The organism is Pseudoalteromonas sp. J2K-J979 (assembly GCF_058169715.2).
Genome location: NZ_CM200281.1, coordinates 736,480 through 762,129, shown reverse-complemented (window position 1 = coordinate 762,129; position 25,650 = coordinate 736,480). Strand labels below are relative to the sequence as shown.

Sequence of the window (25,650 nt, the reverse complement as noted above, 5' to 3'; positions counted from 1 at the left end):
TATCTTCTTTAATTAGGGTCATTTTCAGATCTTTACGTGACAATAACATGACCTAAATATGACAATTAAATGACTGCGTTAATCTATTTGTCATAAAGCTGCTGGCTCGAGGTGTTTAATGCGGTTGGCATCAAATGAAAATGAAAAGCACGAGCCTTGCCCAACGACAGAGCGGATCACTAATTCACTTTCATGACGCGACAAAACATGTTTTGTAATGGCTAACCCTAACCCTGAACCACCTGTTTTTCGCGAGCGTGCTTTATCTACACGATAGAAACGCTCAGTTAAACGGTGCAAATGCTCAGGCGCAATTCCATCACCATTGTCAGTCACACTAAACAAGGCTTTATTATCTCGTAATTGCCAACAAATTTTAATGTCACCTTGTGCTGGTGTGTAATGAACTGCATTAAAGACCAAATTAGAAAAAGCGCTTCGCAACTCATCTTCACCACCAAGGACTTGCAGGTTTTCATCCGCAGTAAGTGTAATAACATGTTGCTTTTCTCGATTCAGTGCCTGCGCTTCCGTTAAAATTAACTTCAACATTTTGGCTATATCAACAGGCTTATCTTGATCGGGGCGACGTAGGCCTTCAATCCGAGATAAAGCTAGGAGCTGATTCACTAAACTATCCATGCGTTTACACTGATCGAGCATCGTACCATGTGCTTTTTCCCACACCCGAGCCGGCGGTAAATCATCAGAATCCATCATTTCCAAATAGCCTGCCACAACCGTCAATGGTGTTCTCAATTCATGGGATACATTTGCCACAAAGTCTTTACGCATTTGTTCAAGCTGTTTGAGCCGAGTAACGTCTCTTACAACCATCATTAACTGTGCATCTGCGTAAGGCATCACACGAAACTCTAAAACTTGCTCAAACCCCATTGGAGAATGAAGCTCAAGTGGCTCGTCAAAACTTTTCGCGGTCATATATTGAGAAAATAGTGGGTGACGGATTAAATTATCAAGTCGTTGGCCATGATCGGCAGGCCACTTTAATCCTAAAACTCGCAGAGCTAGTTGGTTACACCAGACGATACTCATGTCACGTTGTAACACAATAACGGCATCTGGCACCGCTTCAGCCCCCTCACGAAAACGACGAATTAGCTCAGCCAATTCATTGCGTTTATTACGGTTACGGTGCTGTAAACGGTAGATCCCTTCAAAAATTTGCTCCCACGTCCCTTCTCCTTCTGGCGGGTTAAAGCTCCGTTGGTTGATTAACCAATCACTCAAGCGATATAACTGGCGATAATGCCAAAACATCAAGGAGCTTGCGCCTAGAAATAAGAGCAAAAAAGGAGCCCCTATTAGGACTCCTATTAATAGAAGAGGTAAAAAATAAATAAATAAACGTTTTGTTAAAGTCCGCTTATTAATAACTCGATACATAAATCGGCTCTTTTTATGCTGTATCGTCAAGACCTTAAAGATACACTATCTAATCTAGCTTCGGCATCTATTGTTACGATCTTTCTACAGTTTTATTACACTTTACTCGAGAATCGATAGCCTGAACCACGAACTGTTTGCACTAGCTTATCGTGCCCCATTGGCGCGATAGCCTTGCGAAGACGGCGAATATGGACATCCACAGTTCGGTCTTCTACATAGACATTAGTACCCCAAACATGATCAAGTAATTGCTCACGGCTATAAACTCGCTCAGGGTGTGTCATAAAAAAGTGCAACAAGCGAAACTCAGTCGGCCCCATATCAAGTTCACTTCCCGCTGAGGTCACACGATGAGAAATGGGATCAAGGCGTAAGCCATGAACTTCAATTGCTTCTTCTAGCGAAGTAGGTGAAACTCGACGGATCACGGCTTTGATCCGTGCCATCAGCTCTTTAGGTGAGAATGGCTTAGTCACATAGTCATCAGCCCCCACTTCCAAGCCTTTTACTTTATCTTCTTCTTCACCGCGAGCAGTTAACATTATGATTGGGATATGGCGGGTATATTCACTTTGCTTAATTTTTTTAGCTATTTGCACACCGCTACCACCGGGTAGCATCCAATCAAGTAAAATCATGTCTGGATAAGGTTCCATCAATGATGCGATAGCTGAGTCATAATCTTCAGCTTCGATAGCTTGAAATCCATTTTGCTCTAAAACAAACACCAGCATTTCGCGAATTGGTGCTTCGTCATCAACGACAAGTATTCTACGTGACATCCTTTAACTCTCTTCAGTGTTTTAAACTGCAAGTATTATTATGACTAATTATGACAGTTTTATGAAAAAACGCGTCTTTTGGGGGTAAATGTGAAACACAATCTAAATAAATAGATCACATTTAATTTAACTCAATGATTTAAATAAGTTAAATTATAAATAAATATAAGTTAAAAGATCATAAATATTTCAATTTGGACACAAAAAAAACAGCAAATAACTTTGCTGTTTTTTAAAAGGAGAGGGTGGACACTAAAAATCGTAGCGTAGCGTCATTGCGAGATGATCTTGATCTTCCGTATTATCTAAGTCAAACATGCTGTATAAAAGATACATTCTTGCTTGTTTACTCAGTTTTCTTTCGAGACCAATCGACATCGCTTCACCGGTATCTTTAAGTTTACCAAAATCCATATCACTCGATTGAAATTGCGCTAGCAATTTGTATTCACTGATTTTATAAGCTGCGCTAATTAAATAGCCATCGCCATCTTTCCCATCTGACTCTCGCTCACTATCTTGATACATGCCACCTAACATTAAATCGCCAATTTGCCACTGCCCTGTGAGTCGAGTGATATTAAACCCCGCCACTTCTTCATCACGCGCAAGTGCCAAATACACTTTAGTACGTTTAAGCTTAATATCACCATAGGTAATTGCGGCTGATAAACCATCTTCGTCATCTTGCTTACTATTTTCTTTGGCAATATAAGTAAACATGACTTTAAATTCGCCCATTAAAGGAGATTCATAACGTAGTGAGTCTCCTAAACGATTTTCCCCATTAAATAAATATTTAATGTCCGATGAAAAGTCATTCATGACATCGACTTTGTTTTCAGACTTTTTCATGGTGGTATCCATACGACCAATCATCACTTCACCCCAACTCCCCTTGAGCCCCATGTATTGATCCCGGGAAGTTAAGTTTTCCTTTTTAGCACCATCATTATCTTGTTCTGTAACGTTAACATCCCACTCAAACCGAAACACAGCTTCTAATTCATCGCTAATTTCATGATTTGCTAAGACGCCAAATCGAGAGGCATAGGACTCGATATCTGTTTTACGACCGTCACCATAATCAGAGCTTTGAATGCCAAGGTGGGCTCGCCCATACACCTTTAAATCTTGTGCCACAGTCGCTAAACTAAGAAATGCTGAGCCCAGTAACACTGCACTTTTTACCATTTTTTTCATAGTATGACCTTTAATCGCTAGCAACTCCCAAATCCATCAACTCAGATATAGAAGCATTGTTTTTGTCTTATTTAAAAATCGACCATAAAACAAACAAGATCAAGTTAAAGGCAAAATTTCGCACAATATATCAAGTGATTTAACCCACACCGAGCAAGTAGCACTACTTTCATCAGATAAAATAAATAGGTAAACTCCAAAGAAAATAAAAATAAAAAGCTCATCATGCACTCGGCATTAAAAATCAACGTATTGTTGTTCGAATCACAATTAAACGTGCGCACCCATTTAGTATCGCTACTCAAAAAACTCGGCTGCAACAAAGTGTCAACAGCAAAAACAGTTAAAGAAGTGATAAACCAACTGAAAACAGGATCGATCGATGTCTTGCTGATGGATTTTGATACCGAGCACTATAGCAATGGAAATGATTTCATCCGTTACTTGATCTCACTCAAAGCGATCCCGGATCATTGCAGAGTGTTATTTTTATCTGATCAATGCGAACGAGCGCTTTGCGATCAAGCCTTTCGTTACACCAATACTGATGTACTAGAAAAACCCGTTAGTCAGCCAAAGTTAAAAGCGCTGTTGGCACAATATAACGAGTCATGTCAGCGGCTTAAAATCATGTTTAATCAGTTGCGACACGCCAATGCAGAACAACAACTGGCTATTTTATCTCACGTGACTTTTATCGGCTTAAGCCCTAATCAAAACAATGAATTACAATTAATAAAAGCCGCTTATTATCTTAAGCTTAACCATATTAATGAAGCACTGGCTTGTGTGAAATCCATCACACAAGCCAGTCAGCAAGCCAGTGCGCAATTAGCTATTTACAGCTTGATCGGCGATGAGAAAAAACTCAAACTCACGCTACTAAAAATGCAGTCATTGAATGTACTCACAAAAAAACAAACCTTATTTTCAGTGAAGCATTTTTTTCAATATAACGAATTTTATCAAAGCCTTGTAGTATTGAATCAATTACCAGAATTTAATTTAAGTGCTCATGAAGCAGAGCTCAAAGCGGTGTGTATTTATGAAACTCAAGGGATTGAAAATGCACTTGAGTATTTAGAAAAAAAACTAAAAACGACCCTTGAGAATGAGCATTATCTAGGCTTAATTTTAATGAGTATGATCCAGCTCATCATGCTTGAGCAATGCCTCTCATCACAACATTCACGCCTAAAAACAGATAAAACGACTTACCAAATAAAAACACTCGTTAAAAATCTGATGACTTTAAATAACAATGAAATAAACCAAAGTTGTTTACCCTTTTTACGCTTTTATTTACAAGTACTCGAAGATATTCAAAATGACATTCCCATTGACGTGCATAAGCGAACTGCGCAGCTTAGTGTGCTTTGTAAACGTGTGCATCATTCATCAGAGCAGCTAATTTGCTTGGCCTGTGCCGTTGAATTAAAGCAGACCGACATAGCGCTGGAATTAGTCAGACAAAAGATACAATTACACGGCATGATGGATAGTAGCGCGCAAAGTTTAGCGTTTGACTATTTTGTTCACAAACTTTTTGATAGTGCGTGTCTAGACGAGCAGCATAAAGCCAGTTGTTTCAATACGTGGGCCATCGAGCGGCAAGACAAAGCACAGCGTTATCGCGCGCTGGAGTTTTTTGCGAAAGCGCATTTTTTAGCACCCACCCACCCCGTTTATTTACTGAACTTACTTAACACTATGCAAAGTTTAGACTTAAGCAAATTTTGGCGCTACCAGCAATCCCAATTACTAGTTGATGCCAAGGCGCTAAAAATGACTCATGCACAACAACAGCGCTTGACACAATTAGCCTCATAAGAGGCTATAGCCTATTTTGCGTGAGATCAAAATCTTACTAAGTCCTGATCCAACTCATTTTTAGAGATCAATATTTTACTAATTAAGAGGAATTTCATCCGCTCAAAGGCAAAAACTGCTGTTTTATTGAACACAAAAAGTAAAGATTGCGCCTTTTGGTTCTATTTATACACGGCTTATCCCGATCTCACTTAGTATAATTATGATCTTTCAAGACCGCACTTCGATCTAAGTTAGTTAAGATCTGATCCCTGTTGATATAAATCTGATCCGCGATCTGAATCCTTAATAAAAAAATGATCCAAAAAAGAGAAAGCTCTCGCTTTTGCTTTAGCGACCCATTTAACGGGCTTGACTAAAAAACTCCCATACAACAACTAGGTAAACCTTAGTTCTAAAATAATTAAAGTTGATAGGAGAATACAACGTGAAACACCCCAACTTAAAACAACCAACAAGGCAAAGCATACATGTCGAAATATTTTACATAAATATTATGGAGACACAACAAAAACAAAGTAACCTATTGTTTTTTAACAATTAAAAAATATTGGCTCGACTTATGCTTAGGGAAGGTTCAACACTTGTAATATTCAACAGGAAAGTTATAAAATCATGAAAATAAAAAACTTTTTATCATTAGCAACCTTACTTTTTGTCTCTGTAACTCAAGCTGCTCCAATTACAGATGTAAAAAATCACAGTAACAACTCAAACTCAGAGTTTTTCGTTGATACTGATGCAAATAAAAATGAAAGCCCTTATTATAGAGGATCATCTCAAAGTTGGTCTTGGCAACACAACTCAGTATCAGGCACATTTACATCAGCGGTGTTAAACATTTCAGCTTTTGATGTTGATACCCCTTATGAGAATGATTTAATTTCGATTTGGACTGGCTCTAATTGGTTTAGCCTTGGTGAATTAAAAGGTAACAATCAAACTTGGAGTTTTACAGAATTTGATTTAACTTCAATGTTAAGCTCTACCACTTGGTTAGCAAATGAATTAAATGCTGGCTTACAAGTTAAAATTAAAATTGAACCGAGTTGGTTAGTGACACTAGCAAAATCGACTTTAAGCCTTGATGGTGGAAACCAAGTTTGTGTCCCGCAGCCAGGCCAACCTTGTCAAGTTACAGTTCCAGAGCCTGTGTCTTTGGCATTACTAGGCTTAGGCTTAGCTGGATTTGGTTTTTCTCGTCGTAAGAACAAAAATATCTAAATCTGATTGAAATTTTTCTAAAAAAGAAAGCTATTATATTTCAGTTAGATGGTAATTTTTTATTAAAAAGGCTGAGTCGATTATCGATACAGCCTTTTTTATTGGTTTTAAAACATCAACACGGTAATAACGACGAGCTATACTTATATGGGGCGTTTCATCCACATTGTTTTAGAAAGCTAAGAAATATATTGTAAAATCAAAGAAGCCCTATCAGATAAACAATCCTACTAAATAAGCTTTTGATTCCAATCTTTGTTTCCGCATTCAAATAATGTTTGTATCTTAAGAAGAATTAGCTTAATCGGCAATGATCAGCCTAAAGCATCGAGTTCGAAGAAACTTTAAGGCTTAGAAACAAAATTCGATACTCTGTTATGATCAAACTTGATCTTCTTATGCGCAACCTTAACAGTCATATTGCCTTAATAACAGATCTCAATACTAGTCAGTAACGTTGTCTCACGGTGTAATTATCAGCGTTTGCAACATTGGATCAAAAGTATTATTAGCTCATCTTGTAGTCTTTTTAGCTCTCAAATTAAATAAGTCCTTTTAATTCTAAATAGCTTTTTCAATGTTGAGGCTAATTAGAGACTCTGTTTATTTGGGAAGTCATTCACTTTTATAATTACACGACGATCAAAGAATAACCCTTCTGGATCATCCAGTTGAAATTGTGCGTTTTCCTCACCTAATCCAGCAATTGCAATACGGCTCTTTGCTATACCGTTTTGCACGAAATAACGTGCAATGTTTTGCGAGCGAGCGAGTGAAAGCTGGCTATTGTCGTCATTTTGACCACGTTGATCGGCATAGCCATACAGTTGCACGCTTAACCGCAGGTCATTACTGAGCAGCTGAGTAATACTATTAAGCTGATCCACATAAAGCGATTCCACTTGAGCTGTGCCGGTTCTAAATTGCACCGCAAAACTTAATTCGCTGACACTTTGCTGAGCAAGCGTTGCCAGTTGCTGTGCTTTTTGAGCTTGTTGCTGCTTAAATGCAGCTGCTTGTTTAGCTCGAGCCTGCTCGAGGGCTATTCTTTTTTGTTCTTTTGTTGTCCAGATACCTTTATCGATTCCTTTAATAACAAGACTCGATAACGCTTTTTCTATCGCCTGTTTCACACAAATATGCATGGGTTCATTTTCGCTATACCCCGCTTCAGCTTCTGCTAAACGCTTGTAACTCACATAACGGAAAAAACCTGCTCGGATCTCTTGGCTGAGCACTTTTTTCGTGGTCGCTACCGACAGCAAAATTTGCCCTGTACGCACATCGACTGCACGTAAATAAATTGAAATAACATCCTCGCGGTATAGCTCTGATGCACCAATACCAAAATACTCCATGCCGAGGCCACCGGTTTTAACATTCGAGTCATAGCTAATAATCCCGCCTTCTAGAATGACTTTTGCGGTCATTAAGGGCGGCAATTGCGTGGTCTCTTCTTCTTTATCTTTGAGTGACGCACGCACTATTTTTCGTTCAGTCAGAATGTTTTGCAGCCCTTCACGTTCAACTGGTGTAAACCAATCAGACTCATGCAACGCTTGCACTAAAATGGAGTTTGCTCCTTGAGTGACCGCAGTTGAAAAAGAACTGACGTTAGCTTGTGGTTTATATTGCCCGGTCTGATCGCGAAATGAATACACAGAAACCGCGACACTTCCTGCCGGAGCGGGTAAGTTTTTCAACTCGTTAAACGTATCAGTTTTTTCAAGCGCTTGCGCTATTTCAAGATCAGGGGGTAAGGTTTTTTTAACCACTGAGCAACCCGATACAATCAGCACGAAGACTAATAAAATACTGTGTTTCATCATCCGCCAAACCTCGGTACTTCAACCACGACCACTTCGCCGGTCACAGTATTGGTTATTTGTACGGTAATCGAATCCACGCCACTGGTCAGCACCTGAATTTCATAATCACCACTCATAAAAATTGAATCTTGATTAAAAATGCTGTCATCGACTCCCTCACCGAAAGCGAGATCCGTTATTTCTCGCACCATGCGATTAATGTAAGCTCGCTCCAAAGAGTCTTGAAATTTTTCTGCATACGTTTTTTCATTGATGGGGGCTTTGTGCTTATTTTGTGACTGGGCCTTATTGAGCAACATTGACCCATTTAAAGGACTTCCACCAAAACTAGGATTAATCGGGGTGTAAACTAATTCACTGGCATAGGCATGAGATAACCAAATCGATATCACTGCACTGATTATTATTGTTTTTAACATTGTCATTACTACCATCCACTACTAGCTAAATCTTCACTTTGTTCAATAAATTGCGAACGTGCTATCGCATCAATTGTGGTGTAAATTGCTTGCTCTACTTTGTCTTCAACTGGTTCAATTCGTCGGCCCATATACGTGGCGTAAATAACGGTATTATTCATTTCGACCACCAGCCGAGTTCCCGCCCTAGGCACCACGGTTTCTTTTATCACGACATTCGTGCCAACGGTATTTGGCATATCCTGCCATAATAAACTGAATTTATTATAAAATTCATGACCTGAACGACTTATAGTCCTGTCGAGTAACAAACCGCTAATTTCAATTTCTGAGTACGCAGCTTTAGGAATGAAAAAGAATAAAACGCTGATTAACAGAAAAATACGATATTTAGATTGGCTCATAAAAGTGGGGCCATAAGGCCCCTCCCCGCACAATTATTGCTGAACAATCGTTGCACTGTTGTAATCACCCACTTGAGTGATTGAAATATTACCCGAGGCGCTAATAATCGAACCTTCGACTAAGTTGCCATCGCCGATTTGATTAATACTAAGTGTAATATCACCACCGCCAACAAGAAGCGGATCGCCACCGATACCACCAATCATGTTGTAGTTACCGGTTTGAGCAATATCAATATTGTGACCACTACCCTCAATCATCATATCCAGTGAATTTAAATCACCATTTTGAGCAATATCTACATTGCTGTTATTACTATCAAGAATACTACTGAAGGTCACCGTTGATTCGTTTTCATTGCCCATTTGTGAAACAAGTACCTCATTATTAAAGCTTGTCAATGATACATCAGGATAAGATGATTGCACCAAACTTGCATTCGAATCACCCACTTGAGACACAGTGACATTACTATCTGCCGCATTAAAGTTTGCAATGTGGCTGCTATTATCATTACCAGTCTGCATAAGGGTAAAGTCATTATTATCCCCTAATGCACCCAAATAAGATTCATTGTCGTTACCCAATTGGGTGACTTTGAAGTCATTATCGTTACCAATCACATCCGCTGACGCTTTATTAGTATCACCTTGCTGATTTATCGCAACTTCGTTATCTGAGCCCGTAAAAATATCACTGATGATTTCATTATCATCACCATTTTGATCGAGCATGAGGGTGTTATCATTCCCCTCAATAGCTGCAACTGTCAAAGTATTGCTGCCGCCTTGCTGATCAATCGAAATATCATTATCTGAACCATCAATCAACCCGATGGTCGCAACTTGGAAATCACCCACTTGCTCTACATTGAGTTCATTCGCATCCCCGACTAACTCATTCACTTTGAGTGTATTCCAAAGGCCATCTTGCACAACATCAATGCTGTTCGCATCACCTTGCACTTTGTCTAAATGAACCTCACTCCATGCACCAGCTTGTGATACAGACACAGTATTGCTATTGCCTTGCATATCTTTGTTATATGCCCAGTGACCGCCATCTGATTGCTCGACGGTGATTTCATTATTATCACCCGTTATGACATTAATCGCTTCATTGTTAGCGCCTAAAAATCCTGAGCCAGACTGAGTAACCGCAATCTCATTTCCGCTACCGGTTAGCTCAGTTAGCGCACCATTGGTCTCACCATTTTGAATATAGACTTGGCTATTTTCATTACCTGTAGTAGTCAAAAGCAATAAATTACTTTGCCCAACTTGAACGGTTTCTGTGTTATTTGCTTCACCGTTAGTGGTAATTTCAAGTTGATGTAGGTCTCCATCTTGAAGTGCTCTTAAATCATTTCCCCATGTCACACCTGTACCAGATGTTTGGTGAATGACCATTGAATTACCCACGACTTGTACTTTATTTTTACTGTGGACTGATTCACTTAAGTCTTTGCTGTTTGCCAATACCGTTGTTGAACTTAAAGCCATTGCGACAGCGCATGTAACCAGAGATTTATTTAATTTCACTGGGTTTCTCCTAGAATATTGTTATTGTTTAGAAAACGAGACATTCACCACCAAATCGTTACCAATTTGCGTGACTTTGAATGCTTGTTCTCCTATTTGTGAAATATTGGCTATGTTGGCATCACCCTGTTGAAATACTTCAGCTTGGTTGTTATTACCTTGCTGTGACAGGTTGATGAGGTTATCCGAACCATTTTGCAAAAAAGAGGCGACATTATTACTGCCATTTTGCACCACATAGGCCTCATTCGAACTTCCATTGTGTTGGTTGACTGTTGCTTTATTTAATATCCCATACTGAGTGACAACTACGTGATGCTGTTGCGCACCATCTCGGTATTGCAGGGAAGGATTTAGACTGAGAGAAAGAGGAGATTCGATGAGATCCTGACCAGATTGGCTTAAAGACTCACCACAAAAAGCTGGCTGACTCACCATTAATGCACTTGAAGACAATAAAGCCATCAAGGCAATCGTTAGGTAGTGTGCATTTTTTTTGTGTGTGGTCATTTTTTATTATCTTTATCAGGGACTCAACCTCTTTAATCTACCTATATTTACTGGTCAACGCCTATCGGCCATTATTACTCTTTCTATAAACACCTATAAATCAACAAGTTAAAAAAATAAAAATCGAAATACTAAAAAAACATGAATACAACTAACAAAAAAGTATGGGGAGATTTTATGTAGCTATTTATCGCTCTTTGCATTGTTCAAAATTATAAAATACAATTGAAACAACAAGTTGAAAAAAAACGTTCTTTTTTTAAACTTTTAACTTGCCTAAAACTAAAAATGAGCGTTTTCTTAATAGGTTGCTGATTGATTTAATATATATTTAGATTGCTTGAAATTGAGGCCCAAGGGCTCAGGCATGTCCTGAGTAAGACAATAAAGTCAAAATGGAATCTCACAAATGAAAGCAAAACTTTCTACGTTATCACTTGCCTTGCTCCCTTTATTCGCAAGTGCAAACCCAGGCATTGCTCCAGCTAAAAAAGCAGAGCCACATTACAAAGCTGATTCAGTGATTGTTGTCTACAAACAAGGCACTAAAAGTACTGACCGCGCTTCAGCCCGTAAACTTGTTGCAGCAAAAATTTCCGATATCAACCTCGATGAAGTTGATGATCGGTTTAAAAACGTCCTTTCAGGTCGATTAGCTCAATACACACTCGATAAAACTCATGCAAAAGATGCCATTGCAAAACTTAAATCTCACCCTGCGGTGTTATATGCCGAGCCCGATTATCAAGTAAAAGCGCTGGGTGTACCCGATGACTCTCGCTTTGGCGAGCTTTGGGGTTTACACAACACAGGACAAACTGGCGGAACAGCAGATGCAGATATCGATGCGGTAGAAGCGTGGGATATCTCAACAGGTAGCCGCGAGGTAATTGTTGGTGTCATTGATACTGGCGTTGATTATTCTCACCCTGATTTAGCCGCAAATATGTGGGCTAACCCCAATGAAATCGCTGGCGATGGCATTGATAATGACAATAACGGCTACATAGATGATGTTCACGGGATCAATGCAGTGACAAACTCGGGCGATCCGATGGATGACCAAGGCCACGGCACCCATGTTTCAGGAACTATCGGTGCATCAGGCAATAACGCCAACGGTGTGGCGGGTGTGAATCATAATGTCTCTATTGTCGGCTGTAAGTTTTTAGAAGCTTCAGGTACTGGCAGCACGTCTGATGCGATTAAGTGTATCGACTACATGGTTGGTTTAAGTAACGCAGGTGTTGAAGTTAGAGTTTTAAATAATAGTTGGGGTGGTGGTGGTGAGAGCCAAGCATTGGCTGATGCCATTACTTCAAGCGAACAAGCTAATATCTTATTTGTTGCAGCGGCAGGTAATGATGCAGTAGATAATGATGTTAACCCGAGCTACCCATCAAACTACGAGCACAATAGTGTTCTTTCTGTGGCCAGTACTGATCATAACGATGCGATGTCTGGATTCTCTCAATGGGGTTTAACCACAGTTGATATGGGTGCGCCAGGTTCGGCTATTTTATCAACAGTCCCTGGCGGCGGCTATTCAAGTTTTTCAGGCACATCAATGGCAACACCGCATGTTGCAGGTGCCGCGGCATTAGCCTTATCAGTCAACCCTGCGCTGAACTTCCAAGAACTAAAAGATCTCCTGATGAACTCAGGCGATGATAACAGCGCACTGACCGGTAAAACAGTGTCGGGTAAACGCTTAAACGTGCTCAATGCCCTTCAAGATGCTAACCCAGAGCCTGGTTTTAGACTCAAAGTTACACCAACAAATCAAACCATTACTGCTGGCGATACCGCAACCTACACGTTTGAGGTCGCATCGGTTGCAGAGTGGAATGATACCGTCACGCTGGCGTTAAATAGTGCAATCGCAGGTGCAAATCTATCTGCAACATCAGCCATGCCAGGTGATACAGTGACCCTTACAGTGCCAACAACATCTGAAACAAACTGGGGTGATTACAGCTTCACTGTCAACGCAACTAGCGGCGAGTTAGCCAAAGATGCAACGGTTGGTTTATATGTTTATCCGCAAGGCTTAAATGACTTCACTTACGCCAATGACAACAGTGTTGCCATTCCTGATAACGATCCTACAGGTATCACTTCTGTGATTAACGTTCCTGACGATATCACTTTATTTGGTACTTCTGCTTCCGTGGATATTAGCCATACATACATTGGTGATTTAATTGTCAAACTGACTTCGCCATCAGGCTCTGTCGCTACGTTACATAATCAAGCGGGTGGTTCAGCAGATGATCTCGTTGCAACCTTCACTTCATCTGTCTTTGACGGAGAAGTGGCAACTGGTGATTGGACTTTAAGTATTGAAGATACCTATGCTGAAGACACTGGCACACTAAACAACTGGTCTGTCACATTTACAGGCTTAGGTGAAGTCGGCCCAACAGCCCCAATCGCTGGTTTCACGTATGTGCGTGACTTCCTAAACGTCAGTTTTACTGATACCAGCACCGATGTAAACGGTGATATTGTCTCGCGCTCATGGGATTTTGGTGATGGCAACACATCAACAGACACGAACCCAATGCACAGCTATGCTGCTGCAGGCACTTATTCAGTATCACTTACTACGGTTGATTCTGAAGGTCTGAGCAACACTAAAACGCAAGAAGTTCAAGTCTCTGAAGTGAACATTGAACTTGCAGTGAAACGAGCGAATAAATCGCGGACTGGTTATATGCGTGTCGAGCTGACGTGGCAAGGAGCTGCGCAAGGCACTGTAGATATTTACCGTAATGGCGATTTATTAAACACGGTCGAAAACAAAGGTGTTTATCGCGATATTCAACGTAAAGTAGAAGAAAACGCCTTCACGTACAAAATCTGCCAGTCAGTGGATATTTGTTCAAACGAAGTCAATGTTAATTTCTAAGTTCCACCCCTAACGACAAAGGCGCTCTATGAGCGCCTTTTTTATTTTGCCTAACAGCGAGTGTTCACAGTGACATGTTAGAGCTGCTTATAAAAATATACCGTGGCCGCCATGCGACCTAAGCCATCTTTCGCAAACTCTGGAATAATCCCACCAATTTGATAGCCTAATTTCGGATATAAAAAAGAGGCGACATCGCCTTGTTTAGTATCAAGCACTAATAAACGCAACTGATGTTCTAGCGCCCAATTTTCTAGCACTCTCATCAATGCTTTGGCCACCCCTTTACCTCTTGCCGCTTTGGCAACCATTAGCTTTTCGACCTCTGCGCGATGACTGCCATTGGCTTTATTACAAACAGACAATTGAACAGTCCCGAGCAATTTTCCTGCTTCAAAAGCTAGCCACACCCACTGCGTTTTATCTAACAACTGAACACTGACATTGTGCCAATAAGCTGTCGCATCACTACACGTGACTGGAGCAATAAACCCAATTGATGCTCCATCAGCAACGGTCTCAATCAATAAGTCAGTGAGTTCCTCGCGGTACAAATTGAGATCATCGCAGCAGATTATTTCCATCGTTATGGCGCTAGAGTTTGTAGGTAATCGACTAAAGCGAAATACGCGTCATTAGAACGTATGTCATCATGGGGTAAGACCAAATACTTACCATTGACGACAATTGCTGGCACGCTGTGTATTTTGTTATCGGTCATTTCTTTGAGGCTTTGCTGCATCTTCGCAATGACCGTTGCGTCCTGCCCTGCGGTGGTTAAAAAAGCGTCCTTATCGATGTCATTTCGCGTAAAGAAATCATCAAAAGCTTGCTGAGTCATGCCGTTTTTATATAGGTCAAATAATTCAGCAAAATGATCCATATTATTAGTTTGCTGTAAGGCATAAAAAATACGCCCGTCGTTCGCCCAGCTTTCATTCAAAATCGCATGTTTACGGACAAAACCCAACTCAGGCTGTTGACTTTTGTATGCCTGTAACGGCGCTTCAAAATGTTGGCAATGCGGGCAGCCCAGCCAAAAGTATTCAACAATAAAAGGAACTTGCGCTTGCTCAGCATCGATACCTGTGACAATACGATAATGCACGCCCTCTTGATACTGTGCTTGAGTTTGTGATTGTGCACTCTCAGCCTTTGCTGCAGGATTCGCCGGCGTCTCAACCTTTGAACACGCAGTTAGACCGAATAAAAGTGATATCGCACTGGCGAGCAGAATTTTTTTCATCTTGATGATTCTTATTATTAAAAAAGTGACCTGATCATAAAATAATTTAAACAAAATAGCAGGGGTTAATTTTACTTACTGTTAAACAGCCCTGCGAGCCTTGAAAAGATTGCATTTCTATTTCGTTTGGAGAAAAGTCTAGCCTGAATAAGTCACAGGCATAAAAAAAACCTCTCCAAATGGAGAGAGTTGTAAAAAGTGGTACCAGTGGGCGGACTCGAACCGCCACGCTTATTCAACGGGGCAGATGATAGAGAATGAATCCCCTATTTGCTGATTCAATATTATGACTAAATAATTCGAAACTTCTATTTTATGAGTCACCAGGCATAAAAAAACCTTACCAAATGGTAAGGGTTATAAAAAGTGGTACCAGTGGGCTTGACTTCATACCATCCGCCACGCTTATTCAGCGGGGTCGAGTATAGAAAGTGAATCCCCTCTCTTTTCCAGCTCCCAGTAAGAAAATAACAAAATGCTCAGTTTTTTAAATTTCAGCCATAAAAAAACCCTCTCCAAATGGAGAGGGTTATAAAAAGAGGTACCAGTGGGCTTGATTTCATACTATCCGCCACGCTTATTCAGTGGGGCCGAGTATAGAAAGTGAATCCCCTCTCTTTTCCAGCTCCCAGCAAGAAAATAACAAAATGCTCAGTTTTTTAAATTTCAGGCATAAAAAAACCCTTACCAAATGGTAAGGGTTATAAAAAGTGGTACCAGTGGGCGGACTCGAACCGCCACGCTTATTCAGCGGGGGATTTTGAATCCCCTATGTCTACCAATTTCATCACACTGGCACAATTTTTCTTTAATCCTCTCACGCCATCTAAGATGATTGAGAAAATAAAGAAAAACCACTTATGAGCAAAAACTTATAAAAGGTGCTTTTGTCTCTTGGTTTTGCATTATACAAAGAAAGCAGTGCTGGGCAAGCGCTTTTTTACCTTAAACTGAACAACTGCTCAGCAATCAATCAATTTACTTATTTACGGCTCTTTTACGGTGGTTTTACATTCACATCACATTGAGTTCTGACGAAAAAACCACCTTTGCGGATGGATTCATGTTTTTAACTTTGTTTGTTAGAATATGGCCAATTCAACTTTATAGGCTCGTTATGACTGACTTTCCTCGTACTGGTTTTTGGCGTCGTGCTGCTGCTTGGCTTTATGATGCCCTAGTGATTATTGCGTTTGCCATGCTCACTACCGTGCTTTATCTGTTATTTATTCAATCATTGCTCTCTTTTGAAGTCCTGAGTTTAGGCCAAGCTGCTGATGTCTCCGATTTAATTCAACAAGATCCTATTTTAAGAACAATTAGAACTGCGCTGCTGATTATTGTGAGCATCGGCTTTTTTGTTTACTTTTGGACGCGCGGTGGTCAAACAATTGGCATGCGGGCATGGCGACTAAAGGTTCAACAAGTTGGGGGCACTCGTATTACCATCAAGCAAGCCATCATTCGTGCTGTTACGGCTTTTGGTGGTTTGGGAAATGTTGCAGTAATAGCCAACTTAAAACAACCCAGAGCTTTGCAAGACTACTTAGCTGGCACTGAAATTGTGACTCTGACCAAAGACGAAAACAAACGGATTTATAAATCTCTCGATTAAACTTTACCGACCCACTTTTCTAACAAACGCAGCTAATTAGCTGCGTTTGTTAATTAAATAAACCGAAAATACAATGAAAATAGCACTCGGAAGGGTTGCTCCAACAAACGCAGGTAATTCATAAACAAGTACAATAGGCCCAAAAATTTTATCACTTAAGTGAAACACAATCCCCGTTACGACTCCCATCACAATCCGTGCTCCCATCGTCACTGAACGTAGCGGCCCAAAAATATACGACAAGGCAACTAACAACATCACCGCAATTGATACTGGCTGCATCAGTTTTCGCCACAACGCCAACTCATACGCGCTACTGTCTTGGTCGTTTTTTTCTAGGTAATCTAAATAGCCAATTAATCCACTAAAAGAAAGTGATTCAGCTTTTAGTGACACTATTCCTAATTTATCGGGTGTTAGGTTTGAGGGGTATAGCTGCTCTGTAAATTGTCGAGAAGTGACTTCCTCACCTAAAGATAATTGATTGACCCCTTTGAGCATCCACCCTTCTGAGTGGCTAACCGCACTTTGCGCATTGGTCACTTCGATTAAGTCGAGCTCTTTATTGAATCGATACATTTTCAAACCATCGAGTCGTCCTGATTCATCGACATTATCGATATTTAAAAATACATCCCCATCTTTAGCCCACACACCCTGACGGGCATTAAAGACATTCCCACCTGAAACAGCAAATGTGCGCAGTTCTTTTGCTTGTTTTTGTGCTTCTGGTACGCCCCACTCCCCCATCGCCATTACACACAGCGCCATGAACAAAGCTGTTTTCATCACCGAACGAATAATAGCAAAGCGCGACATACCGGCGGCCTGCATCACCACTAACTCACTATTGGATGCCAGTGCTCCCAACCCAGTTAAGCCACCTATTAGTGTGGCCATCGGAAAAAAGGTCACGACATCCCCCGGAATACTGTACAAAGTATAAAGGCCAGCCGTAGTGACATCATAGGTCCCGCGGCCAACATACTTAAGTTGCTCAATAAACTTAATTAATGTACTGATGCCGACTAAAACAAGCAGTGCAAACCCTGTTGTTTGGAGGATGCTGCGCCCTAAATACCAATCTAAGGTTTTCAACTCACTTGCTCCCTTTTCTTAAATATTGCTTTTAGCATCGCACCAGACGCTCGACCTCGTAAAATGAGTAATACACCAATAAATAATGCGCTAATATGAATCCACCACAAACCGATATTAGTGGGAATTTTTTCACCTTCAATGGCATGTTTTGCGCCATTGAGTAAAATAAAGTAAGCCAAATAAATGACAATTGCTGGCACTAACTTAGCGAACTTACCTTGTCGAGGGTTAACCTCGCTAAGTGGGACGGCAATAAAAGTTAAAATCAAAATAGACAGTGGGATCGCCAAACGCCACTGGAACTGAGCTGCGGCTTCTGATGAATCCATTTTCAATAGTGCCAAACTACTCACCGCTTCTAATTTACGGCGTTTATGTTCAATCGCTTGCTCTTGAATTTGAACTTGATAACCATCAAATTCAGTTAACTTAATATCAAGTTGGTTGCCATTGGTTTCATAATGTTGACCATGGCTTAAATTCAGCTGTTGCTCACCATCTTCTTCTTCAATAACAACGCCCTTTTCAGCATAAACAATGCGAGCTTCCGGCGCGGTTTTATCATCAGAAAATTGCGCGACAAACACTTTATTGAGCTCCTTCCCACCTTGGCTAATATCATGCACAAACACCACGGCTTTTTCGTTATCGGTTTGTTGAAAACGACCTGCGCGTAAGCTAAACAAGCCAGATTCAGCTTTAGCTTTTTCTTCTAAGCGATATTCTTGCTCACTCGCCCACGGCGCAACAACAAGAGTTAAAGCTGCTGCAAACATCGCCATCACAAAACTTGAAACCAAAGTCACTCTAACTACATACCACTCACTGACACCACACGCTTTTAAAACCGTCATTTCGCTATCAGCATAGACTCGGCTATAAGCTAAAATAATCCCTAAAAATAAACTTAAAGGTAAAATAAACGAGGCTAATTGCGGCAACTTAAGCGCAAGCATTGAAATAATTAATTTTGCAGGCAAAGAACCATCTGTCGCCTCGGTTAAAATACGAACAAACTTTTCACTGACAAAAATTGTCATTAAAGTAAGGAACACCGCCAACTGCGATTTCAGCACTTCAGCAGTTAAATAACGAAAAATAAGCAAAATGTGCCCCTATAAAACATGTCTTTTCACTGGAATAGTCAGAAATTTTAAGTAAACTTGTTATTTTCACAACTTAATTATATGTCATTGCAGGTTTTTATAAACCTAAAAGTTATTAATGGCACAAATAGTGAGCAGATTCATTTAGGAGTCGCTATGGAATTCAGCGTAAAAAGTGGTAGCCCAGAAAAGCAAAGAAGTGCTTGTATTGTAGTCGGCGTTTACGAACCTCGTCGTTTGTCACCTATTGGTGAACAGCTGGATCGGATCAGTGATGGTTATATTTCAAATTTATTGCGCCGTGGAGATCTCGAAGGAAAGCCCGGACAAATGCTTTTATTGCACCACGTGCCAAATGTATTAAGCGAACGTATTTTATTGGTTGGCTGTGGTAAAGAGCGCGAATTAAACGATAAACAATATAAACAAATCATTTCAAAAACGATCAACACACTTAACGAAACTGGTTCAATGGAAGCTGTCTGCTTTTTGACTGAACAGCATGTAAAAGGTCGCGATACATACTGGAAAGTGCGCCAAGCAGTCGAAACGACCCAAGATTGTCTATACACTTTCGATCAGTTGAAAAGTAAAAAAAGCGATACCCGTCGTCCATTACGTAAAATTGTTTTTAACGTCCCGACTCGTCGTGAATTAGCAATTGGTGAAAACGCCATTGAACATGGCTTGGCCATTTCTGCAGGTATGAAGCTGTGTAAAGATGTCGCGAACATGCCACCGAACATTTGTAATCCTGCTTATTTAGGCGAACAAGCCAAATTACTCGAAGAAACGTTCGATAAAGTGACCGTTAATTTGGTAGGCGAGAAAGAAATGGAAGAACTCGGGATGCACTCGTATCTCGCGGTAGGTCGAGGCAGTGCAAACGAATCCATTATGTCGGTAATCCACTACAACGGTGCGCCAGAAAGCCAAGCTCCTATCGTATTAGTAGGTAAAGGCCTCACATTTGATTCAGGTGGTATTTCTCTCAAGCCAGGCGAAGCCATGGACGAAATGAAATATGATATGGGCGGCGCTGCGGGCGTCATTGGAACAATGCGCGCCCTCGCCGAAATGAACTTGCCTATCAATGTAATTGGTGTGTTGGCGGGTTGTGAAAACATGCCAAGCTCCAATGCGTATCGCCCAGGTGATATTCTCACCACTATGTCTGGGCAAACGGTTGAGGTCCTTAATACAGATGCAGAAGGCCGCCTCGTTTTATGTGACGCACTCACTTATGTAGAAAGTTTTGACCCAGAAACAGTTATTGATGTCGCTACCCTGACTGGTGCGTGTATAATCGCCCTTGGTAGTCATGCGACTGGATTGCTCTCTAGCCACAACCCACTGGCTCACGATTTATTAAAGTCTGGCGAGCAAAGTGGAGACCGCGCATGGCAGTTGCCATTATGGGATGATTATCAAGATCAACTTGAAAGCCCATTTGCTGACTTCACTAATCTAGGAGGCCGTGCAGCTGGGACGATAACCGCAGCGTGTTTCTTATCTAAGTTCACCAAAAAGTACAATTGGGCTCATTTAGATATCGCAGGAACCGCATGGCGCAGTGGTAAAAACAAAGGCGCAACAGGCCGCCCTGTACCGATGTTAACTCAGTACTTATTAAACCGTGCTGATGTAACCCCAGTGCAAGAGTCATAATTTACTTTTGCACCTAAGCAATGCTTTGAGGCAAAAATGAACGCAGTGTTTTACGTTCAAAAACAAGAAAATGAGCCGGATAACCCTATCCCGGCTCATTTTGATCTAGCTGCACGTATTGCAGCTGATTTTTACCGCCAAGGTCAGCGCGTCTTTATTTATACCGACAATAAAAACGACGCTCACTTAATCGATGAACATTTATGGGGATTTGAAGCCGATAGCTTTGTACCGCATAACCTTCAAGGTGAAGGCCCCGCCATGGGCGCACCGGTTGAGATTGGCGACTCAACTCCGGTTGGCAACCGAAAAATTTTAATTAATTTGGCGCAAACCGTGCCAGATTTCATTCGACGATTTAATCAAGTGTTTGATTTTGTCCCTTTGCACACTGAGCAAAAACAAGCGGCCAGAGAGCGCTATAAGCAGCTACGCCAGCTTGGGGCCAACATGACCACACGTGATATTGAACAGTAAGCATTATTTAAAAGGTTCTGTGTAATGGATAAAACCTATAATCCGCAAGATATTGAGCAGTCTTTATATCAAGATTGGGAAGAAAAAGGCTACTTTAAGCCATCAGGCCAAGGTGAAGCCTATTCAATTATGATCCCACCTCCCAATGTCACTGGTAGCTTGCATATGGGTCATGCGTTTCAAGACACCATCATGGATACCTTAACGCGTTTTAAGCGTATGCAAGGCAACAACACCTTATGGCAAGTGGGCACCGACCACGCGGGTATTGCAACTCAAATGGTTGTAGAGCGAAAACTCGCTGCCGAAGAAGGTAAAACTCGCCACGATTTAGGCCGCGATGCCTTTATTGATAAAATTTGGCAATGGAAAAACGAATCAGGTGGCACAATTACCAAGCAACTTCGTCGTTTAGGTGCATCGGTCGACTGGGACCGTGAGCGTTTTACAATGGATGAAGGTTTATCTGAAGCGGTAAAAGAAGTGTTTGTTCGCCTTCACAAAGAAGATTTGATTTACCGCGGTAAACGCTTAGTAAACTGGGATCCAAAACTTCATACTGCTATCTCTGATTTAGAAGTCGAAAACAAAGATAAACAAGGCCACATGTGGAACCTCCGTTATCCTCTGGCTGATGGCTTAATGACAAAAGATGGCAAAGATTACATCATTGTTGCCACCACTCGTCCTGAAACCATGCTGGGTGACACGGGTGTAGCCGTAAACCCGGATGATGAGCGTTACCAAGACCTCATCGGTAAAGAAGTGCTCCTACCTATCGTTAATCGTCGCATTAAAATTGTTGCCGATGAACATGCCGATATGGAAAAAGGCACTGGCTGTGTAAAAATCACCCCTGCGCACGACTTTAACGATAACGAAGTGGGCAAACGTCATCAGCTTGCAATGATTAATATCTTTGATAAAGATGCTGCAGTTCTGACAGCTGGCGAAGGGTATGATTTTAGCGGCAAACCTATTGAAATAGACGCGCCAATTCCAGAGCGTTTTCACGGTTTAGATCGCTTTGATGCACGAAAACTCATTGTCGATGAGTTTGAACAACTGGGTTTACTCGAAAAAATTGATGATCATAGCTTAACCGTTCCTTATGGCGACCGCTCTGGTGTGGTAATTGAGCCGCTTTTAACAGACCAATGGTATGTTCGTGTTGCGCCACTGGCTGAGCCGGCAAAACAAGCCGTTGCCAATGGTGATATCAAGTTTGTCCCTGCGCAATACGAAAACATGTATAACGCATGGATGAACGACATTCAAGATTGGTGTATTTCACGCCAACTTTGGTGGGGACACCGTATTCCAGCTTGGTATGATGAGCAAGGTAACGTATTTGTTGGCCGCGATGAAGCCGAAGTACGCGCCGAAAACAATATTGCCGATGACGTGATATTAAGCCAAGACGAAGATGTACTCGACACTTGGTTCTCATCTGCGCTATGGACGTTTTCAACGCAAGGTTGGCCTGCAAACACCGATGATTTAAAAACATTTCACCCTTCAGACGTGTTAGTTACAGGTTTTGACATTATCTTCTTCTGGGTTGCACGCATGATTATGATGACGATGCATTTCATTAAAGATGACAATGGCAAACCACAAGTGCCCTTTAAAACGGTGTATGTAACCGGTCTTATTCGTGATGAAAATGGCGATAAAATGTCGAAATCAAAAGGGAACGTCCTTGATCCTATCGACATGATTGACGGTATTGATTTAGAAAGCTTGGTTGAAAAACGCTGCGGGAACATGATGCAGCCACAGCTGGCTAAGAAAATCGAGAAAAATACCCGTAAAACATTCACTGATGGCATCGAAGCGCACGGTACAGATGCCCTTCGCTTTACCCTTGCAGCTATGGCCTCAACAGGTCGTGATATCAATTGGGACATGAATCGTCTTGATGGTTATCGCAATTTCTGTAACAAGTTATGGAATGCAAGCCGTTATGTGCTGATGAATACTGAAGAGAAAGATTGCGGCTTTAATGGCGGCGAGATGCAGTATTCACTCGCAGACCGTTGGATTTTGGGTCAATTTGAAACCACAGTTAAAACCTTCACAGATCATTTAGATAACTACCGCTTTGATTTAGCTGCCAATACTATTTACGAATTCACCTGGAACCAGTTCTGCGATTGGTACTTGGAGCTCACTAAACCAGTATTATTCAAAGGTACTGAACCAGAGCAACGCGGCACACGCCAAACGCTTGTTACTGTGCTTGAAGGCTTGTTACGCCTCATGCACCCATTAACACCTTACATTACCGAAACCATTTGGCAACGTGTGGCACCACTTGCGGGCATTAATGCAGATACGATTATGCTGCAAGCTTACCCTTGTTACGATGAAAGTAAGGTCGATGCAAAAGCGATGGCCGATTTAGAATGGGTCAAACAATTCATTCTTGCGATCCGTAATATCCGTGGTGAAATGGACATTAGCCCGAATACGCCACTGAATGTATTACTTAAAAATGTATCAGCAGAAGATCAAAGCCGATTAGATGACAACCAAGCTTTCTTAGCTTCTTTGGCTAAACTTGAGTCGATTACAGTGTTAGGTGAGCATGATGAAGCGCCAGCTTCTGCCACTGCATTGGTAGGGAATCTTGAAGTGTTAATCCCAATGGCTGGCTTGATCGATGTCGATGCAGAGCTTGCGCGTATCGCCAAACAACTTGAAAAAGCTGAAAAAGGCCTCGCTCAAGTAAAAAATAAGCTGGCGAATGAAAAGTTTGTTAATAACGCTCCTGAAGCCGTATTGGCCAAAGAGCACGAAAAACTCGCTGAGTTTACCGATGCGCAAACTAAGCTACTAGAGCAAAAAGCAAAAATAGAAAGTTTATAGCATTCTATTTTTGCCATTAAAAAACGCGAGCACTGCTCGCGTTTTTTAATTTTTAAATTGCCCGAATCATGTGCGTTTAAGCCATTTAAAACTGATAGTTATACTGAGCGCCCACTAAATAAGCATGCCCTTTAGATTCAAATCCCCAAGCCTGACCTAAATTATCACTTTCAGTAAAGTTTTGTGTTTCACCACGCAAGGCACTCATACCCACGTCAATACTTGATTGCGGATCTAACTGGTAGGTTAAACCTGCGCTCAACCATAAGCGATTAGTATCTGGAATAGAAATAGATAAATGGCTTTGCTCAGCAGGAGACTCATCATACGCTAAGCCTGCGCGAAGCTTGAGGGCTTCATTAAACTGATAATCTCCCCCTAAAGCCACTCGAAATGAACTTGTGAAATCTTCCGTTTTGCTAAATACAGGTGCATCACGTCCTTCTACGTAAGCTTCTAATTTATCGAAGCTCGTCCATCCGGTCCATAAAATAGAATAATGCACAGCGTAAGCAGAATTCAATTGATGAGAACCTGAAAACTCAGCGATGGCCGGTAACGTGATAGCAACAGAGCCAGGAAGACTTTGCCCGGCCAAGCCACCTAATTGAGCCGGAAGCTGGTTTGAGTAGGTACCATCAAACGTAATATCGGTTTCACTACGATAGTGGAGGCCATACCGATGACCCGGCTTTACTTCATAAGCTAACCCGATATTAAAACCTAATCCTGTATCATCCCCTTCAAGGTTTACAGCTTCAGTTTGAGCAGGTATAGGTAATGGTGACACACCAAAATGACGTTTAATAGCCGCATCCGCATAGATATAGTTCACGCCAGCTGCAACAGAAAAATCATCACTCACTTGATAAGCAATACTGGCATTAAAGTTCACTGTTGTGATTTCTGTCTGGCCCGCTAACTGCCCCGCGGCATAATCATCACTAAACTCTGTGGCTAAGCCAAAATTAGAAAAAGCACCAAAGCCAATTACAAAGTCATCGTTGATAGGCATTGCAAAATAAGCCGCCGGAATAACCGCACTGGGCGCGATACTGTCATCATTGATTACATCGGCACTTAAACCATAAGGCGCACTTTCGCCTTTTAAGCTGACATCTGGTTTTACATACGTAGCAACCACACTTAATTGCATCGTATCAAATTGAGTCATTAAAGCAGGATTGCGTGCAACCACTGAAGCGTTTTCAGCAATCGCAGCCTCACCAGCAAATGCACGACCTAAGCCGGAGGCGCTATGTTCAGCTAATTGGAATGCAGCAGAAAAAGCCTGCTGCGAAACTAAAGTTAAACTCACTGCCAGTAGCGTTTTTTTAAAATTCATGGTGTTCTCTTGTTGTCTTTCGCGATACATCATCGCGTCGCTGTCTGTCATCACATGTCTAAACATCTTAACGACAGCGTTATTTGCACGGCGCATCTTGGCGAGGATCGCCAAGATCTTGGTAACAAGTAATCACTACTTATTACTGAGCATATAC

Annotated in this window: 20 protein-coding genes, 1 tRNA gene and 1 pseudogene; 7 read left to right on the top strand and 15 right to left on the bottom strand. The window is 41.3% G+C overall.

Translation table 11 applies throughout. The annotated features are described in order from the left end of the window. Nucleotides 1–90: 90 nt before the first annotated feature. From phoR to AC3KVK_RS03645, 3 genes are all read right to left on the bottom strand, one after another. Nucleotides 91–1,407 (bottom strand): phosphate regulon sensor histidine kinase PhoR, encoded by a 1,317-nt coding sequence (gene phoR / locus AC3KVK_RS03655; RefSeq protein ID WP_490310848.1) that lies wholly within the window; start codon nucleotides 1,405–1,407, stop codon nucleotides 91–93. A 95-nt stretch (nucleotides 1,408–1,502) separates the two neighbouring features. After that, nucleotides 1,503–2,192, bottom strand: coding sequence for a phosphate regulon transcriptional regulator PhoB (gene phoB, locus AC3KVK_RS03650; RefSeq protein ID WP_086744350.1), 690 nt, complete (start codon nucleotides 2,190–2,192; stop codon nucleotides 1,503–1,505). A gap of 252 nt (nucleotides 2,193–2,444) precedes the next feature. Continuing rightward, nucleotides 2,445–3,395, bottom strand: a complete 951-nt coding sequence (locus AC3KVK_RS03645; protein WP_490310847.1) for a porin — start codon at nucleotides 3,393–3,395, stop codon at nucleotides 2,445–2,447. 225 nt (nucleotides 3,396–3,620) lie between these two features. On the opposite strand from AC3KVK_RS03645, the gene AC3KVK_RS03640 reads away from it, so the two are divergent. Both AC3KVK_RS03640 and AC3KVK_RS03635 read left to right on the top strand, forming a co-directional pair. Further along, entirely contained in the window at nucleotides 3,621–5,225 is a 1,605-nt protein-coding gene (locus tag AC3KVK_RS03640) for a response regulator (RefSeq protein ID WP_490310846.1), read from the top strand. A 615-nt stretch (nucleotides 5,226–5,840) separates the two neighbouring features. Beyond that, the gene (locus tag AC3KVK_RS03635; RefSeq protein ID WP_490310845.1) at nucleotides 5,841–6,449 is read left to right on the top strand and encodes a PEP-CTERM sorting domain-containing protein; all 609 of its coding nucleotides are present in this window, start codon (nucleotides 5,841–5,843) and stop codon (nucleotides 6,447–6,449) included. Nucleotides 6,450–7,039: 590 nt separating this feature from the next. Here AC3KVK_RS03635 and AC3KVK_RS03630 read toward each other — a convergent pair. The 6 genes and pseudogenes from AC3KVK_RS03630 to AC3KVK_RS03605 form a co-directional block, all read right to left on the bottom strand. Then, the gene (locus tag AC3KVK_RS03630; RefSeq protein ID WP_490310966.1) at nucleotides 7,040–7,378 is read right to left on the bottom strand and encodes an OmpA family protein; all 339 of its coding nucleotides are present in this window, start codon (nucleotides 7,376–7,378) and stop codon (nucleotides 7,040–7,042) included. A 129-nt stretch (nucleotides 7,379–7,507) separates the two neighbouring features. Continuing rightward, a pseudogene (locus tag AC3KVK_RS03625) lies at nucleotides 7,508–8,275 on the bottom strand (CsgG/HfaB family protein); the annotation flags it as partial. Next, nucleotides 8,275–8,697: a curli assembly protein CsgF gene (locus tag AC3KVK_RS03620; RefSeq protein ID WP_490310965.1), complete on the bottom strand. Its 423-nt coding sequence runs from the start codon at nucleotides 8,695–8,697 to the stop codon at nucleotides 8,275–8,277. The pseudogene AC3KVK_RS03625 and the gene AC3KVK_RS03620, both read right to left, overlap by 1 nt. 8 nt (nucleotides 8,698–8,705) lie before the next feature. Continuing rightward, nucleotides 8,706–9,101 carry a CsgE family curli-type amyloid fiber assembly protein gene (locus AC3KVK_RS03615; protein ID WP_490310844.1) on the bottom strand — a complete coding sequence of 132 codons (396 nt, stop codon included), beginning with the start codon at nucleotides 9,099–9,101 and terminating at the stop codon, nucleotides 8,706–8,708. A 33-nt stretch (nucleotides 9,102–9,134) separates the two neighbouring features. Further along, nucleotides 9,135–10,643, bottom strand: coding sequence for a curlin (locus AC3KVK_RS03610; RefSeq protein ID WP_490310843.1), 1,509 nt, complete (start codon nucleotides 10,641–10,643; stop codon nucleotides 9,135–9,137). 21 nt (nucleotides 10,644–10,664) lie between these two features. Continuing rightward, entirely contained in the window at nucleotides 10,665–11,153 is a 489-nt protein-coding gene (locus AC3KVK_RS03605) for a curlin subunit CsgB (protein ID WP_490310842.1), read from the bottom strand. Between the two features lie 409 nt (nucleotides 11,154–11,562). Between AC3KVK_RS03605 and AC3KVK_RS03600 the strand changes: the two genes are divergently transcribed. Then, nucleotides 11,563–14,064, top strand: coding sequence for a S8 family serine peptidase (locus tag AC3KVK_RS03600; protein WP_490310841.1), 2,502 nt, complete (start codon nucleotides 11,563–11,565; stop codon nucleotides 14,062–14,064). A gap of 77 nt (nucleotides 14,065–14,141) precedes the next feature. On the opposite strand, the gene AC3KVK_RS03595 is transcribed toward AC3KVK_RS03600, so the two are convergent. The 3 genes from AC3KVK_RS03595 to AC3KVK_RS03585 all read right to left on the bottom strand — a co-directional run bounded on the left by AC3KVK_RS03595 (nucleotide 14,142) and on the right by AC3KVK_RS03585 (nucleotide 16,107). Continuing rightward, a complete protein-coding gene (locus AC3KVK_RS03595) occupies nucleotides 14,142–14,648 on the bottom strand; it encodes a GNAT family N-acetyltransferase (protein ID WP_490310840.1) in 507 nt (168 codons plus the stop codon). 2 nt (nucleotides 14,649–14,650) lie between these two features. Continuing rightward, complete coding sequence (locus AC3KVK_RS03590) at nucleotides 14,651–15,310, bottom strand: thioredoxin domain-containing protein (protein WP_490310839.1); 660 nt, start codon at nucleotides 15,308–15,310, stop codon at nucleotides 14,651–14,653. Nucleotides 15,311–16,021: 711 nt separating this feature from the next. Next, nucleotides 16,022–16,107: transfer RNA gene (locus AC3KVK_RS03585), tRNA-Leu, on the bottom strand. A 320-nt stretch (nucleotides 16,108–16,427) separates the two neighbouring features. Between AC3KVK_RS03585 and AC3KVK_RS03580 the strand changes: the two genes are divergently transcribed. Then, nucleotides 16,428–16,925, top strand: coding sequence for an RDD family protein (locus AC3KVK_RS03580; protein WP_490310838.1), 498 nt, complete (start codon nucleotides 16,428–16,430; stop codon nucleotides 16,923–16,925). A 36-nt stretch (nucleotides 16,926–16,961) separates the two neighbouring features. Here AC3KVK_RS03580 and lptG read toward each other — a convergent pair whose 3' ends face one another. Together lptG and lptF are read right to left on the bottom strand one after the other, a co-directional pair. Further along, entirely contained in the window at nucleotides 16,962–18,023 is a 1,062-nt protein-coding gene (gene lptG / locus AC3KVK_RS03575; RefSeq protein ID WP_490310837.1) for an LPS export ABC transporter permease LptG, read from the bottom strand. Beyond that, entirely contained in the window at nucleotides 18,020–19,132 is a 1,113-nt protein-coding gene (gene lptF, locus AC3KVK_RS03570; protein WP_490310836.1) for an LPS export ABC transporter permease LptF, read from the bottom strand. Before lptF ends, lptG begins: the two co-directional genes overlap by 4 nt. A gap of 156 nt (nucleotides 19,133–19,288) precedes the next feature. Between lptF and pepA the strand changes: the two genes are divergently transcribed. The 3 genes from pepA to AC3KVK_RS03555 are packed head-to-tail and all read left to right on the top strand — an operon-like array spanning nucleotide 19,289 to nucleotide 24,148. Continuing rightward, the gene (gene pepA, locus AC3KVK_RS03565) at nucleotides 19,289–20,800 is read left to right on the top strand and encodes a leucyl aminopeptidase (protein ID WP_490310835.1); all 1,512 of its coding nucleotides are present in this window, start codon (nucleotides 19,289–19,291) and stop codon (nucleotides 20,798–20,800) included. A 36-nt stretch (nucleotides 20,801–20,836) separates the two neighbouring features. Continuing rightward, nucleotides 20,837–21,277, top strand: coding sequence for a DNA polymerase III subunit chi (locus AC3KVK_RS03560; protein WP_490310834.1), 441 nt, complete (start codon nucleotides 20,837–20,839; stop codon nucleotides 21,275–21,277). A 24-nt stretch (nucleotides 21,278–21,301) separates the two neighbouring features. Further along, a complete protein-coding gene (locus AC3KVK_RS03555) occupies nucleotides 21,302–24,148 on the top strand; it encodes a valine--tRNA ligase (RefSeq protein WP_490310833.1) in 2,847 nt (948 codons plus the stop codon). Between the two features lie 85 nt (nucleotides 24,149–24,233). Here AC3KVK_RS03555 and AC3KVK_RS03550 read toward each other — a convergent pair whose 3' ends face one another. Continuing rightward, nucleotides 24,234–25,493 carry an outer membrane protein transport protein gene (locus AC3KVK_RS03550; protein ID WP_490310832.1) on the bottom strand — a complete coding sequence of 420 codons (1,260 nt, stop codon included), beginning with the start codon at nucleotides 25,491–25,493 and terminating at the stop codon, nucleotides 24,234–24,236. Nucleotides 25,494–25,650 lie beyond the last annotated feature (157 nt).